The 13,995-nt window shown below is 71.1% G+C and carries 13 protein-coding genes and 1 pseudogene; 9 read left to right on the top strand and 5 right to left on the bottom strand.

Annotated features, from left to right (window positions below):
* Positions 1 to 783 precede the first annotated feature (783 nt).
* Together JWP64_RS16305 and JWP64_RS16300 are read left to right on the top strand one after the other, a co-directional pair.
* Positions 784 to 987 (top strand): hypothetical protein, encoded by a 204-nt coding sequence (locus JWP64_RS16305; protein WP_297497507.1) that lies wholly within the window; start codon positions 784 to 786, stop codon positions 985 to 987.
* Positions 984 to 2,387, top strand: a complete 1,404-nt coding sequence (locus JWP64_RS16300; protein ID WP_297497504.1) for an APC family permease — start codon at positions 984 to 986, stop codon at positions 2,385 to 2,387. Before JWP64_RS16305 ends, JWP64_RS16300 begins: the two co-directional genes overlap by 4 nt.
* 27 nt (positions 2,388 to 2,414) lie before the next feature.
* Here JWP64_RS16300 and JWP64_RS16295 read toward each other — a convergent pair whose 3' ends face one another.
* The 3 genes from JWP64_RS16295 to JWP64_RS16285 all read right to left on the bottom strand — a co-directional run bounded on the left by JWP64_RS16295 (position 2,415) and on the right by JWP64_RS16285 (position 6,591).
* A complete protein-coding gene (locus JWP64_RS16295) occupies positions 2,415 to 2,543 on the bottom strand; it encodes a hypothetical protein (RefSeq protein WP_297497501.1) in 129 nt (42 codons plus the stop codon).
* Positions 2,544 to 3,289: 746 nt separating this feature from the next.
* Positions 3,290 to 4,213: a polysaccharide deacetylase gene (locus JWP64_RS16290; RefSeq protein WP_297497498.1), complete on the bottom strand. Its 924-nt coding sequence runs from the start codon at positions 4,211 to 4,213 to the stop codon at positions 3,290 to 3,292.
* 35 nt (positions 4,214 to 4,248) lie between these two features.
* Positions 4,249 to 6,591 carry a penicillin acylase family protein gene (locus JWP64_RS16285; protein ID WP_297497495.1) on the bottom strand — a complete coding sequence of 781 codons (2,343 nt, stop codon included), beginning with the start codon at positions 6,589 to 6,591 and terminating at the stop codon, positions 4,249 to 4,251.
* Positions 6,592 to 6,803: 212 nt separating this feature from the next.
* Here JWP64_RS16285 and JWP64_RS16280 point away from each other — a divergent pair, with 212 nt between their 5' ends.
* Both JWP64_RS16280 and JWP64_RS16275 read left to right on the top strand, forming a co-directional pair.
* Positions 6,804 to 8,417, top strand: coding sequence for a GAF domain-containing protein (locus JWP64_RS16280; protein WP_297497492.1), 1,614 nt, complete (start codon positions 6,804 to 6,806; stop codon positions 8,415 to 8,417).
* Positions 8,414 to 9,040: a response regulator transcription factor gene (locus JWP64_RS16275; protein WP_297497489.1), complete on the top strand. Its 627-nt coding sequence runs from the start codon at positions 8,414 to 8,416 to the stop codon at positions 9,038 to 9,040. Before JWP64_RS16280 ends, JWP64_RS16275 begins: the two co-directional genes overlap by 4 nt.
* Before the next feature lie 522 nt (positions 9,041 to 9,562).
* Here the strand turns inward: JWP64_RS16275 and JWP64_RS16270 are convergent.
* Positions 9,563 to 9,790: a hypothetical protein gene (locus JWP64_RS16270; protein WP_297497486.1), complete on the bottom strand. Its 228-nt coding sequence runs from the start codon at positions 9,788 to 9,790 to the stop codon at positions 9,563 to 9,565.
* A 550-nt stretch (positions 9,791 to 10,340) separates the two neighbouring features.
* Between JWP64_RS16270 and JWP64_RS16265 the strand changes: the two genes are divergently transcribed.
* Positions 10,341 to 10,538, top strand: coding sequence for a hypothetical protein (locus JWP64_RS16265; RefSeq protein WP_297497483.1), 198 nt, complete (start codon positions 10,341 to 10,343; stop codon positions 10,536 to 10,538).
* Here the strand turns inward: JWP64_RS16265 and JWP64_RS16260 are convergent.
* On the bottom strand, positions 10,516 to 10,959 hold the full coding sequence (locus JWP64_RS16260) for a response regulator transcription factor (protein ID WP_297497481.1): 444 nt from the start codon (positions 10,957 to 10,959) through the stop codon (positions 10,516 to 10,518). The genes JWP64_RS16265 and JWP64_RS16260 overlap by 23 nt on opposite strands.
* A 435-nt stretch (positions 10,960 to 11,394) precedes the next feature.
* Here JWP64_RS16260 and JWP64_RS16255 point away from each other — a divergent pair, with 435 nt between their 5' ends.
* From JWP64_RS16255 to JWP64_RS16240, 4 genes and pseudogenes are all read left to right on the top strand, one after another.
* Entirely contained in the window at positions 11,395 to 11,580 is a 186-nt protein-coding gene (locus JWP64_RS16255; protein ID WP_297497478.1) for a hypothetical protein, read from the top strand.
* 506 nt (positions 11,581 to 12,086) lie between these two features.
* A pseudogene (thyX, locus tag JWP64_RS16250) lies at positions 12,087 to 12,230 on the top strand (FAD-dependent thymidylate synthase); the annotation flags it as partial.
* A 336-nt stretch (positions 12,231 to 12,566) separates the two neighbouring features.
* Positions 12,567 to 13,232: a YoaK family protein gene (locus JWP64_RS16245; RefSeq protein ID WP_297497475.1), complete on the top strand. Its 666-nt coding sequence runs from the start codon at positions 12,567 to 12,569 to the stop codon at positions 13,230 to 13,232.
* Between the two features lie 7 nt (positions 13,233 to 13,239).
* The gene (locus JWP64_RS16240; RefSeq protein ID WP_297497471.1) at positions 13,240 to 13,713 is read left to right on the top strand and encodes a transposase; all 474 of its coding nucleotides are present in this window, start codon (positions 13,240 to 13,242) and stop codon (positions 13,711 to 13,713) included.
* Positions 13,714 to 13,995: the final 282 nt, after the last annotated feature.

The raw sequence follows: 13,995 nt of genomic DNA, 5'->3' as shown, positions 1-13,995 counted from the left end.
ACGGCGCTCGCGGCGCGGGAGGTGACGGGGACGGCGGCGGTCGAGGTCATCGGAGGGCTCCGTTCACAGGGTGCGGCGTGTGTGGTCGCAATAGAGACCAGACGCACAGGCGGAACTCATCGGCGCGCCCTGCGGAATCCGCGCGGCGACGATCGAGCCGTGCCGGACGCGGGCAAGCCCGAGTGGCCAGGTCCCCCTGCGACACGACCTCTACGCCCTCGGCGTAGACGACCCCGGTCACGCCAAGGAAACGTCCGTTGAGCCCGTGCCCCTGGCAACGGGTGGCGTCGAGGCGCTGTGGCCGGACTCCGACGACCCGACCCGCGAGTCCGTCGACTCCGTGCTCAGGCTCCCGAACCGATGGGTATCGAGGGAGCCCAGCTCGGGCTGAAGGACCACCAGGCTCCGACCTTCACCCGAGGGGACGCGACTCCCTCCCGGCCGCGACTCCCTCCGGGCGGCGGCTCCGTGCTGGAGTCGCGTCGTGCCTATGGCCGAAGTGCGTGGCACCAGGGCCCATCGCGTGGGGTACTCGAAGTCCCAGAGGTAGGGGAACGCGAAGCCCTTGTCGTGCATCGCCGGGCTGTGGTTCGCCGGCCCGTCGAGGAAGATCGCGAAGCATTCGGTGAGGGCCACCGGCCGGGAACCTGGTTCGCCGGGTCGACGGCGTCGGGTGCCACGTCGCCCGGGTACTTGTTCGTGTCGAACTCGACGCCCGGGATCCGGGCGAACGCCTTCTGCACGATCTCGTACTGGGCGTCGACGACGGACTACCGGCCGTAGATGCCGAATCGCATGTTCCACCAGCCGATGTTCAGCTCGCGCGCGATCCTGCCGACGATCTCGTCGCTGCGGCTGCCGCCGGGTGACCAGCGCGACGGCGCGAACGGATCGAACCCGGCGCCCGCCTACTACTTCCACCCGGAAGCAACTGGGCATACTCTCCTCCCGCCCTGCTCGGTGCGGGCAGGAGAGGAGCCACCGTGAGCGAGCCCGGTACCGGCGCATCGGCGGGCGGATCCGGGGTCGAGGCCTTCGGCTACCGTCAGGAACTCAAGCGGTCCCTGAGCTTCACCGACCTGTTGGTCTACGGCCTGATCTTCATGGTGCCGATCGCCCCGTTCGGCATCTTCGGCAGCGTCTTCCAGGCCGCCGGCGGCATGGTGGCCCTCGCCTACGCCGTCGGGATGCTGGCCATGGCCTTCACCGCAGCCTCGTACTCGCAGATGGCACGGGCCTTCCCGATGGCCGGCTCGGTCTACACCTATGCCGGACGCGGCATCGCCCAGCCGGTGGGCTTCCTGGCCGGCTGGATGGTGCTGCTGGACTACGTGCTGGTTCCCGGGCTGCTGTACCTGATCGCCGGGGTCGCGATGAACTCGATCCTGTCGTCGATCCCGGTGTGGCTCTGGGTCGTGGCCTTCGTCGTCCTGAACACCGTCGTCAACTACTTCGGTATCGAGACCACCGCGCGGATCAACAAGCTCATGCTGATCGCGGAGCTCGTCGTACTGGCGATCTTCCTGGTCATCGGGGTCGTCGCGCTGGCGAACGGTGCGGGACGCGGGTTCGACTTCACGCCGGTCTACAACAGCGACACGTTCTCCCTCGGCCTGGTGTTCGGTGCCGTCTCGATCGCCGTCCTGAGCTTCCTCGGTTTCGACGGAATCTCCACCCTCGCCGAGGAGAACCGGGAGTCCGCCCGGTCCATCGGCAAGGCGATGATCGCCGCGCTGGTACTCGCCGGCACGCTGTTCATCGTGCAGACCTGGGTCGCGGCCCTTCTGGTCCCGGCGCCGGAGAGGCTGATCACCGACGGCGACCCCGAGGGCACCGCCTTCTACGACGCGGCAGGAGTCGCCGCAGGGCCGTGGCTGGCCACCCTGACCGCCGTGGCCACCGCGATCGCGTGGGGCTTCGCCAACTCCCTGGTCGCCCAGGCGGCGACGTCGCGGTTGCTGTTCGCGATGGCCCGGGACCGCCAGCTGCCCGCGTTGCTGGGGCGCGTCCACCCGGTCCGCCGGGTACCGGTCAACGCCACGCTGCTGGTCGCCGCGGTCTCCCTCGTGCTCGGCATCTACATGAGCGCCCGGGAGGACGGCATCACCCTGCTCTCGACGCTGGTCAACTTCGGCGCCCTGTCGGCGTTCCTGGTGCTGCACGTCTCGGTGATCGTGCACTACCTCGTGCGGCAGAAGAACACCGACTACTGGCGACACCTCGCCGTCCCGGTGATCGGGTTCGCGATCCTCGCCTACGTCGTCGTCAACGCCCAGGTTGCGGCCCAGACCCTCGGCTTCGGCTGGTTCGTCGTGGGTGTGGTCATCCTCGGCGTCCTCCTCGTCACCGACCGCAAGCCCGCGCTGACCGAGGAGAAGCGCTCGTGAGGGGCCCGTGTGCCCGCGCGACCGTGCTCACCGGAAGCTGATCCGCAGCGGTAGCGTGCGCAGACCACGGAAGATGAAGCTCGGACGGAACTCCGCCTCCCTGCCCTCCTCGGACACGAGTTCGATCGCCCAGGTCCGGGCGAGCAGCCGCTCCACGACGATCTGGCCCTCGAGCCGAGCCAGCGGCGCACCGAGGCGGGCACGAGCGCCGAATCCGAAGGCGACGTGCCGCGTCGTCGAACGTCGTCTGCTCCCGCGCGGCCAGCACGGAGGGGCATCCTGGGGTGCGGGCAGGGGTACGGCGGGCCGGCTCGTACGCGGACCCGACGTCCGCTTCCCCCGCCACCGGCAAGGCCTCCGGCGCCCGGTAGCGGCGCCGCAGCACCGCCGCGAGCACGAGCATCACGACCCCGTAGACGGGCACAGTGATCACGGTCGAGGCGAGCGCGCTTCGAGTGAGTAGGCCGACGGTGGCGGCGACGATGAAGGCGAGCAACGCGTGGCCGACGGGCGCGAGGCCGGCGATCCGGTCGGCGGCGTACAGCTCGAGGAACCCCGGCCAGCACCCGCAGCGCGCCAAGGGCCTCCCGCTCCCGGGCGGCCCACTCCCCCGCCGGGTAGCGGTCCTCGCCTATGCGCAGCCCGGTCCGGCAGCGCGCGGGCGGCCGCGGCGCAGGCCCCCCGCGGCCATGGTGGCCCTCCCGGACCTGGCTCGACCACCGTTGACGTGCCATCGTCGATCCACCAGGTCGGCGCAGCCGGGGGCCGGGATGGGCCGAGCCGGACGCCGCAGGGCAGGGGACGCCGTCAGGTTCGGGGCACGGGCAGGAATTCGGAGGCGCAGTCGTGACTCCGGCCCGCGGAGCCGCCCCGGGTGGGCGGCCCCGCGGACCGTCATCGCATCAGGCCGTCGCCCAGCCGGAGTCCGCCGGCGGCGGCTCGACGCCACGGACGTCCGGGAGGGCCATGAGCTCGCGGTCGCGGTCGTCGTCCACCCAGGACTGCGCGATCTCGTCGCACGTCGCGAACCAGACGCCGTCCTTGCCGGCGATGTGCTCGATCAGCCGCTCGTACCAGAGCATGTGGTGCGCCTGGCCGATGATCTGCGGGTGGACGCACGAGGCGAACACCGGGTTCTCGACGCGCTCATAGGCGTAGTCGAAGATGTCGCGCCAGCGCCGGAAGATCGTCTCGGTGTCCTGCATCCCGGTGGACGTCCCCGTGTAGGCCAGCGGCGGGAAGTCGTCGAGATACCAGTTGACCGGGATCTCGAGGACCTCGCTCGCCCGGCCGGCCACGTTGCCCTTCTCCCAGTTCACCTGCCAGCGCTGGGGGTGGTAGGGCACGAGGTCACGCGCCATGAGGCTGGTGTCGTAGCGGAAGCCCGACTCCTCGATGATGTCGAGGGTGTTCTCGCTGTAGTCCCAGTACGGGGAGCGGTAGCCGGTCGGGCGGATTCCGAGCACCTTCTTGTAGGACGCGAAGGCCAGGTCGACGAGCCGTCGTTCGGTGTCGCGGCTGATCGCCGGAGGGATCTCGTGGTAGTAGCCGTGGTGGCCGAACTCGTGGCCGTCGTCGAGGATCTTCATGCACCACTGCGGGAAGGTGTCGACGGAGTGGCCCGGGGTGAACCAGGTGGACTTGACGTCATAGCGCTTGTACAGCTCGAGCAGCCGCGGCACGCCGACCTCCGCCCCGAACTCGCCTCGGGACATGAACGCGGGGCTCGGCCGGTTGAACGCGCCGAGCCACAGGCACTGCGCGTCGAAGTCGGTCCCCAGGTTCACGGCGATCTTCTTGCCTTCTGGCAACTGCAGGTGTCCCATGAGTCGCTCTCCTGTTCTCGTAGGGGTCGGTCGGCTCAGGCCGGCGAGCCGGGCGGATCGAGGGTGATGATCTGGTCCGCGGCGGCGTCCACCCGCTCGCGGCTGTAGAGCAGCGGGAACGCCTCACCGCGAGCCCAGGACGCGAAGAGGTCGGTGGCGTGCGGGTCGTCCAGTCGGCCGGACTGGCCGGGGGCGTTCATCGCCAGCGACTCGTCCCAGTCGCCGACGTCGATCGCGATGCGGAAGGTCGCCCCGGCGCTCTGCACGAAGTTGGGCCCGTAGGCGGTGTTCCCCACGGTGTCCCCGCTGCCGCCGCGGGGCAGCGGTCCGGCGACGAGCTGCTCCTGCGGCACGCCGGGCAGCACCGCAGCGAGCGGGTGGGCCATCCGGGCGACGTGCAGCCGCCCCCAGCTCCACCGGGCGCGGTCGGCGCCGAGCAGCGTCTCGACCTCGGCCACCGCGGCGGGCAGCGTGGCGCCGACGGTGTCGGCCAGGAACCGCTCGGGGTCCGGGCCGAGCCGGTCGCCGGGCGTCTCCAGCAGGTCGAGGTCGACGCGGGCGTCGGCGAGCAGGTCCTCCTTGGCGGCGATACGGGCTGCGGCCCCGGGGGCCGAGTCGGCGCCGACGATCTGTTCGAGCGCCCGCTGGAGCAGGGCAGGCCGCAGGTGGCGGCGGTACCAGACCTCGAACAGCGCAGCGGCGGCCGAGTCGGCGCGGAGGTCGGCGTCCCAGTCCTGGAGGAGGTCGAGCCCGTCGATGCCACCCTTCAGCGGGAGCGCTGCGAGCCGCGCCAGTATCCGGCGCGCCGGGATGCTCACGAAATCGCTCTGCAGCGCGACCATCTCCGGCAACGTCGACGCGTCGGCCGCCGCCAGCACCTCGTCCAGCCGGTGGCGCCGGTAGGGGGCGTACCAGTCGTAGGAGATGTGGCGGTCCGCCGGGAAGTCGGGGGGCAGGTTCATCTCGTTCGCCGTGGCGACGAAGCCCTGCTCCGGGTTGAACGAGCCCGGGAGCTCGTCCATGTCGTAGAACCCGGCCCATTCGTAGCGGCCGTCGCCGGGCACCGGCAGAGTCCCGTCCCAGTTGCGCCGGATCGGCGTGAGCCCGCCGGTCTTCCACCCGATGTTGCCGTCGGTATCGGCGTAGACCTGGTTCTCCGGCGGCGCCCCCCACCGGTTCATCGCACCCAGGAACTCGTCCCAGTTCCGGGCGCGCATGTAGTCCATGCTGCCCAGGTAGGGCGCCATCCCGGGCTCCAGCCATGCGGCCCGGACGGCGAACGCGGTGTTCCTCTCCGGATCGGTGCGGATCACCGGTCCGTGCCGGGTGAACAGCAGCTCGACCTCCACCGGCTCCCCGTCGCGCACGGTGATCGTCTCGCGCTCGACGCGCATCGGCTCCCACCGGTCCCGGTAGCGGTACTCGAGCGGCTCGGCCGGGTTCGTCTCGTAGACGTAGAGGTCCTCCTGGTCGATCGAGAAGATCGTCAGGCCGAACGCGATCCGCCCGTTGTGCCCGATGGAGATCCCCGGCAACCCCGGCTCACCGGCCCCGATCACGTCGAACCCGGGCGCACTGAGGTGAGCGAGGTAGCGCAGCCCCGGCAGCGCGGCCGCCGCGCGATGGGGGTCGTTGGCGAGCACCGGGCGGCCGGTGGCGGTGCGGCTTCCGGAGACGACCCAGTTGTTGCTGCCCTCCGGCAGGACGTCGCCCTGGGCGGCCTGCGGTGCCGGCGGGCCGAAAACCGGCGGGGTGGTCGCCAGGTCGTAGACGGCGAGGACGTCGTCGGGGATGACGCCGAGGTCCAGGCCATCGGGCACGTGCAGCGGCCGCGGGGGTTCGCGCCGCTTGCGCAGCTCTTCCACCTCCGCCGGATGGTCACGCAGCGTCAGTGCCCTGGCGACCTCGTCGCGCACGTTGTAGAACAGCCCGTGGCTGCGGATACGGGTGACGTCCGACGGCTCCCAGAACGCCGGCTCGTACCCCAGCTCCCGGAACTCCACCGGTAGCAGCCCCGGGTCCTCGCGGGTCATCCGGACGAACGCGTTCACACCCTCCACGAACGCGGTGGACGCCCGCTTGGTGTCCGAACCGTAGGCGAGCCAGTCGCTGTGGGTGTCGCCGCGGAAGAGGAACAGCCGGGCCGCGCGGTCACGTTCGACGTGTTCGGCACCGAACACCTCCGACAGCCGCCCCAGACCACGCCGGCGCCAGAAGTCGATCTGCCAGAGCCGGTCGCGGGCGGCGTTGAACCCCTGCACGCGGAAGGCGTCGTAGGTGGTGGCGGCGTAGATGTGCGGGACGCCCCAGCGGTCCACGACGATCTCGGCCGGGCCGGCGAGCCCGGGCAGCACGAACGATGTCCGGATGGGCGCCATGTACATCCTCCTCGACGAACGCGGCGCACCATCGGGTCGGCCCGCCGCGGGCAGCGTCCAGTGGACCAGAACCGGCGGTACCGATGTCGGCAGACTTCCCACTGCCGTCCGGGCGTCTCGCTCCTACCCGTATGGGTAGGCCGCAGAGCCCCCGCCGCCGAGGCCGGGACGGTGCGGGCTTTACTGGAGCCGGCGGCAACGAGGGGACACCGGTGACTCGATCGACGGAGGGCGTGCGCGCCGACTACCTGTGGGACGCGGGCCAGTCCCGCAGCATCGCCGAGGCGCTCGACCCGGTGCTCGCCGAGATCCGCGAGGTGCTCGGCGCCGACGCCGCGATGGTCGTCTACCGACCGAACCCCGCCGCGGGTGACGCCCTCGTACTGGCCGCCAGCACAGCCGGAGCGGTCGATCCGCTCCTACCGAACGAACCCCTCGTGTTCGGCGACGTGCTGCCCCGGAACCGCCCACAGGTCCTGGTCGACCTCGACGTCGCCTCCACCGTCCGTGAACTCCGGCTGCGGCTGCACTCCGCGGTGACGGTCCCCTGGCGGGATGCGTTCGGCGCGGGCACAGTGATCGTCGGCAACCTCGCCCGGCCACTTCCCCCGGCGTCCGAGCGGCAGCTCCAGGCCCGGTGCACACGCCGCGTGAGCGCGGCCGTGCGGTGCGGTCGTCGCGACGGGGCACGGCGGATGGGCGCGGATCTTCGCGCCGCGCTCTCGGAGGTCGCCGACGCCACGGCCAGCAGCGACGACGCCGGCTCGGCACTCGCGGCGATCCTCGTGTCCGCCCGCGATCTCTTCGGGTCCGAGGTCGCCTACCTTTCGTTGCCGGAGTACGACACCGACACGTTCACGTTCGACCAGGTCCTCGGCATCCGGACCGCGCAGTTCCGTCATCTGCGCGTCGACCTGGGGCAGGGACTCGGTGGCCTGGCCCGATCGGTGCGGCGGCCCGTGCGGTCCCTGGACTACGCCAGCGACGCCCGCCTGCACGCCGCGCCCGTCGCCGAGACCGTGCGCGAGGGGATCGTCTCGGCCATGGCCGCACCGCTGCTCCTGGACGAGCAGGTCAGGGCCGTGCTGTACATCGGCGATCGGTACCTGCACCCCTTCACCCAGACCGACGAGGACCTGCTGCGCGAGTTCGCGGGCTACGCCACCCTCGGGCTCAAGCGCCGCGCGGTCGAGCAGCACCGGTCCGCGGTCGTCGCGCGCCAGGAACGCGAACGCCTGGCCTTCGCCGTCCACGACAACGTGGTGCGTCGGTTGCTCGAGATCGGCTTCGAGGCCGAGGCCGCCGCGCAGCGCGGGGACGAGGACCTGCGTCGGCGGATGGCCGTGATCGGTTCGGCCGCCGAGCAGTGCATGGACGCGCTGCGCGGTCAGCTCACGGTGCTGACCGGGGAGCACCGGACCCGCCGGGCCGCGCAGGTGCTCGAGGAGATCACCGATGTGCAGCGGGCCGCCGGCGTGCACCGGACGTCCGAGCTCGTGGGAGCGCGGCCCGACGACCTCGTCGCCGGAGCCGTCGCCGCCGCGCTCGTGCGGATCGGGCAGGAGGCGCTGGTGAACGCGGAGATCCACTCGGGGTGCACCCACGAGCACGTCGTCCTGGACCTCACCGCCGGGTCCGCGGCCCTCACGGTGGAGGACGATGGATGCGGCCTGGACGCCGACGCACTCGATCTCGTCCTGGTCGGCGCCGAGCCGCACCTCGGCGTGCGCGGCATGCGCGCCGCCGCGACACGAGCGGGCGGACACCTCACCGTCGGACCCTCGCCGCGGGGTGGGCTCGCCCTCCGCGCGACCATCCCGACATGATCCGCTTCTGTGTGGTGGACGACCACGCGATCATCCACGACGGGCTGCGGGCGGTGGCCGACCGTGAGGACGACCTCGAGTTCGCGGGCGCGGCCACCGATCCCGCCGACGCGCCGACCCTGATCGAACGGGAGCAGCCCGACGTACTGCTGCTCGACCTGCGCCTGAACGGGCAGGACAGCACTGAGCTGTGCTCCTTGTTGACCAGCAGGCACCCCGCGCTCACCGTCCTGGTCTTCAGCGCCTACGGCAACCCCGACCTCCTCGCTCAGGCCATCCGCGCGGGCGCCGCCGGGTACGTCCTGAAGGACACCACCACGGCGCGCATCCCCGAGATCCTCCGCGAGCTCACCCGGGACGGCAGCTACTTCGACCCGAGGTTGGCCGGACACCTGCTGAGGCGGTCGGTCGGCGCGCCGACCGCGGCGGACTCCTTCACCGCGCGCGAGCTGGCGATCGTGGGTCTCATCGCCCGCGGCGAGGACAACCACGCGATCGCCGAGGAGCTGAGCATCAGCTCGCACACGGTGAAGTTCCACGTCACCACGATGCTGCGCCGGCACCGGTTGCGGCGGCGGGCCGAGCTGGTCCGGCTCGCCATGGACCTCCATGTGCTGCGCTGACCGCCTGATCCTCGCCACCGCCGCCGGCCCGCCGCGCCGAGCCGCGATGCCACAGCCGCTGGCGCTGTACAAGTCCTGCCAAATGGCGGAGACCCCGGAGACCTTCTCGCTGCGGTCAGGTCAGCGGCTCTGATCCTCGCCACCGCACGCGGTCGCCCCGTCGAAGCCTGATCGGGCTCGGCATGCTCGCGCCGCCCCGAGCAGCATTCGACCGGATGGGGTGAGCCGCGCCGGCCCGGGCGGGGATCCGGGGGCGATCAGCCCGGCCCTAGCCGGCCGCTGGCCGACGAACTGCTCGCAGCAGCACAGACCATCAACGGTCAGTGACCCGCCGCAGTCCCCCGACAAGTCGCAGCGACCGGCGGCGACGGCTCGGAGGGTGGCGAGGCCCGACGGCTCAACGGCGTGAACATCGATGGGGCCGGGTCTTCAGCATTTCTTCTGCCCTATGTCGTGCATTGTCGCGTTTCGCACTCGTGTCACCGGTACACCTGCTGGGAGTGGCGATATTCCTTTGGCTGGTCACCTGTCGCCGTCAGGGGTATCGCTTACCTGGAGGTCGAGTTCCAGAAACCTTCGACGGTCGAGCAGCAGATCGATGTCGTCCCAGAGCTCCTGGATGAGTTCCCGGAACAGCGGGCCGGTGTTCTTGATATGCGTGTACAACCGGACGATGTGCCGGTCCAACGCGGAGATGTTCGGACACAGGTAAGGAGTGCCTCGGCCCCCGATCACTTCGATGAGATCCACGCTCGAGTCGCACTGGTCCGACTCGGAACGCCGGTTGGTCATCCAATTCGTCATGCGGTCCTCAGTCCGGGGCGCGGCGTGCTCGATCGGGCTGTTTCACAATTCCTCGCGAAAAGCAGCTGGACGCGACCCTCTCGGCCGACAGCCCGGTCGAGCCGCCGGCCGAGAGCTGCGCAGGTGCCTCTGCCTCACGGAAACAGCGTCGCCGACACGCCCACTTCGCGCATCACCGCCAGCGGCCGTCACGCTGTGATGCTGGCTGGGGTCCTTCGTTCCTGCTGGCAGTAGCGCCAGGATGCCGACGAGCCCTATACGCCGGACGCGCCCGACGTGGGGGCGGCACTGCCGACGCCGTTGTCTCGGACCGATCGGACACTTGACGACAACGGGAAGGGTAGGCCGCCCGTCACGCCCGAGCCCGTGGTGGTCGACATCCGAATGCCGCCGAGCCAGAACGTCCGAGGACCTGGAGGCAGCCCGGGAGATCCGCCAAGAGCTCCCCGAGATCGGCATCCTGGTCCCATCGGCCCATACCGGCATCGAGCACGCGATGGCACTACCAGCGGGCGGCCGTGGAATCGGCTACCTGCTCAAGAGCCGGGTCAGCGACGTGGCGGAGTTCATCGACACCCTCGAACGGATCGCCGAGGGGGGTTCGGTCGTGGACCCCGCGCTGGTGCAGGAGCTGGTCACCGCCCGCCGCCGCAACGACCCACTCGCCGTGCTCACCTTCCTCGAAGCCCGCTGACCGCATCAACGGGATCACCGTCCCCCGGCCCCAACAGGCCCCGGACCGCCTCGGCGGACAAGGCGGACTTGCACAGGAATCCGGCCGCCGAACTCGCCGCGACCAGATCGACGTAGTCCTGCCCAGCGTGGGCCGAGATCAAGATCAGACGGGACGGGGGCACCGCACCCCTCCGACAGAGTTGCCCGACGAGCTCCACACCGCTCTCGCCGCCGAGGTCGATATCCACCAAGGTGACGTCCGGCCGCAGCTCCGCCACCCGCTCGAACGCCTCCGCGCTGGTCGACGCCACACCGACCACGGTGATCCCCTGACACTCCAGCAAACAACGCGCAGCGTCCAGGAAACGCCGGCTGTCATCGACGATGACACATCGCAACACCATCACCTCAGCCTGGCAAGGCGGACTGCCGATCTGCATTCCAGCTACCCGGAACTTTCGCCCAGCCCGCGACCGGGTTCGGCAAGCAGGCGGCACCGCGAGCCTGTGTCGGAGCGATGTGCGTACCCGGGGCGTGGGCCCACCAGTCCCCTGCGCGCCGGGTCAGCACCATGTGAAGTGTGGAGCCTCTACCCCGTAGAGGCGTCGGCGGCCCGCCGCTCACTCTCATCCGCTTCGCGTGACGGCTCCAGCAGACTGCTCGTCCGGCTCAGCGGCAACCATCCCAGCTCGCGGGTTGAGGCACCGGACGGCCCGGGGCCGGGCCGTCTGTCCAGCTGGCAGGTACGCGGGGACTCCGGCCTGCCAGGAGCACGGATTCGGGCTGCCGGTGACGACACGCGGGCCGTCCGAGGTGACGCTTGACGCGGTCAGAAGTTGCTCGCGGCAGACATCCACTCGCCCAGGGACAGAACTATGAAACGCACGGCCGCCCGCAGGCTCGCCCGCACGATCAACTCCCAGGCATCCGACTACCGGGCGCTGGTCCTCACCGTGGACAACTACCACGGTCGCGTCGAGACCACCCGTGAGTTCATCGTGATGACCTCGGTAGGCACGTTCGGCTCCCCCGCCCAATGGCAGGCCAGGCGCCATGTGTGAGTGCCCGGCGTACGGAGATCACCGCGCACAGCCACCCCCTGGACGGGTTCAGCGTGGCCGGACAGGTCGAGCGCTACACGCGCACCGACATCGCTGCCCACCCCACCGTCGCCGTGCGGCGGAACAGGTGGACGTACCCGGACCGCCCGGGCGCCGACACCGTGTCCTGCCTGGAGTGCCACCACGAGTACCACGCCGTCGACGCGGCCACCCCGAAGGAGGATTCGGTGCCTGACATCGTCTACGACCCGGACGCGCTGGCCGGCCTCGACCACGGGGCCCTCCCGTGGGCGGCGCCGGTGCACCTGTGCCTGCTGGTCTTGTTCCTGGTCCGCCTGGTGGCCGTCATCCGCTGGGCCCGCGACGCTGACGGCGGCCGGGACGACAACGGCGGCGGCGGTGGGTGGGGCCCTGGCGGACCGGAAACCCCGCCTCCGCCGAGCCCGCCGTCTGGGCTGCTGCTGCGCCAGGTGATCCCGGCCCCTCGTCCGCTCGCCCGCACTCGCCTGGGGTCCTCCCGTGCTGACGTTCACCCGCCGGCCGTGCGGCTGGTCGCGAAGACCGGGTTCGTCCCGCCCACCGGCGTCCTCTGGACCACCGACATCGACGGCGGCCAGGCGCTTGCCGAGCTCGAGTGCCGCGCCTGCCACGGGCATGAGCAGCTGATCGGTGCCGCCACGCATGGCGATGTGTCCGCGAGCCCGACGGTCTGCCATGAAGGCTGATGATGCGGCGACACGGCTTCGGAGGACCGCGAGGAAGGGAGGTCTCCCGCTCAGTGTGGACTCCGGCGCCGGTCGTGCCCCAGCAGGTTGTGTCATCCGGCGGCGGGATCACCCGCCGGGCGGGCGCCCTCTCCGAGCCAGAGCTCAGCATGGCGACCTGCCATCATCGGCGGGATGAGGCGCCCTTTCTCCTCGCCGACCACGCCCTCCGAGGCGTCGCCGCAGCACGCGGCCGGGCGACAGCGCAACCGGCTCGTCGTCGTGCTCGCCGTCGCCAGCGGGGCCAGCGATGCGATCGGCTTCCTCGCCCTGGGCAACGTCTTCACCAGCGTGATGACGGGCAACATGGTGCTGTTCGGCGTCGCGCTCGCCCGCCGGGACGGCGCCGCCCTCGGCCTGACGGCCTGCGCGATCGTCAGCTTCATCGTGGGCGCTGCGATCGGCGCGAGGGTGGCGGGCACGCCGCGGGAGGACGACTCCTTCTGGCCGGCCCAGGTGTCACGGGCCTTGTGCATCGAGCTCGGCCTGTTCTCCGTGTTCGCAGCCACCTGGTGGCTGCTGGACTCACGTCCCGACCGTGACTGGCTGCTACCCCTGCTCGCGATCAATGCCCTGGCGCTCGGGCTGCAGAGCAGCGCGATCCAGCGTCTCGGGGTGTCGGGCTTGTCGACCACGTATCTGACCGGCACCTTGACGTCGGTGGTCATCCGACTCACGTCCGGCCGCGGCATCAAGCACGTCGCCCCCTCGCTGACCATCCTGCTCGGGCTCATCGCGGGCGCAGGCATCGGCGCCCTGCTGCTCGAGCTCGCTCCGGCAGCCGTTCCTTCGATCCAGCTGGCGACGGTCGCGGTCGTGCTCGCCTGGGCACGGTTCAGCCCGCGACTACGTCACCCGGTCATTGGTACTCGAGCACAAGCACGTTGACGCCGCGATGGACGGGCCGCCCGCCGCGCTGATCACCGCGGGCCGGCGCGGCGACTCCCCGCATTTCATCCCCGTGTTGGACGCGGTGCGAGTCCCCCGAACCGGGCCTGGCCGGCTGCGGTCCAGACCGGATCGGGTCCTGGCCGACAAGGCCTACTCGTCCCGGGCGAACCGCGCCTACCTGCGCCGGCGCAAGATCGCCCTGACCATCCCGGTCAAGGTCGACCAGCAGGCGAACCGGCGATCCCTGGGCTCATCCGGTGGTCGCCCACCGGCGTTTGACCCCGAGGTCTACCGTCAGCGCCACGGCCGGGCTCGCGGACACGGCTTGTGCAGCGGCCCGCTCCCGCGCGGCTCCGCCGCGCCGCCGCCGGTGAGCTCGTCGCGGCGTCGGGAACAGCGTGGGCTGAACCGTCACCTTTTACCAGAAGCTGAGCGGCGCGAGCGTCACGCCGCCCGGTGTGCTCGGACTCGCCCGTGAGCCTCTGCCAAGCCCTCCGGGCACGACCATGCAGGCGGCCCAACCCTCCTGACCAGGCGCCCCGCCCGGCGCGGCCGGGTCCTACCATGCTGTGGCCGGCGACGACATTTTCCACCGCGCTGCCGGGGCTTCGCCCGTGCCGAGCACGTCCCCCAGCTCGTCCGGGCGCCGGCTCTCGCGGCTGGTGGCCCCGTTGCTGACGGGACCGGGCATCGGCGCTACCGCCACCCGCCGGACGGGAAGGGCGACCCGACATGAATCTCGTCACCGCCGAGCCCGCCG

The organism is Pseudonocardia sp. (assembly GCF_025465255.1).
Lineage (GTDB): Bacteria > Actinomycetota > Actinomycetes > Mycobacteriales > Pseudonocardiaceae > Pseudonocardia.
The sequence above is the reverse complement of the archived record's forward strand: the minus strand, read 5'-3'. Positions and strand labels throughout refer to the sequence as shown.

Bases quoted from the DNA above. Each gene is read 5' to 3' on its own strand.
- JWP64_RS16305 (WP_297497507.1), top strand. From the start codon at position 784: ATGCCGAATCGCATGTTCCACCAGCCGATGTTCAGCTCGCGCGCGATC.
- JWP64_RS16290 (WP_297497498.1), bottom strand. From the start codon at position 4,213: ATGGGACACCTGCAGTTGCCAGAAGGCAAGAAGATCGCCGTGAACCTG.
- JWP64_RS16285 (WP_297497495.1), bottom strand. From the start codon at position 6,591: ATGGCGCCCATCCGGACATCGTTCGTGCTGCCCGGGCTCGCCGGCCCG.
- JWP64_RS16275 (WP_297497489.1), top strand. From the start codon at position 8,414: ATGATCCGCTTCTGTGTGGTGGACGACCACGCGATCATCCACGACGGG.
- JWP64_RS16265 (WP_297497483.1), top strand. From the start codon at position 10,341: ATGGCACTACCAGCGGGCGGCCGTGGAATCGGCTACCTGCTCAAGAGC.
- JWP64_RS16260 (WP_297497481.1), bottom strand. From the start codon at position 10,959: ATGCAGATCGGCAGTCCGCCTTGCCAGGCTGAGGTGATGGTGTTGCGA.
- JWP64_RS16255 (WP_297497478.1), top strand. From the start codon at position 11,395: ATGAAACGCACGGCCGCCCGCAGGCTCGCCCGCACGATCAACTCCCAG.
- JWP64_RS16240 (WP_297497471.1), top strand. From the start codon at position 13,240: ATGGACGGGCCGCCCGCCGCGCTGATCACCGCGGGCCGGCGCGGCGAC.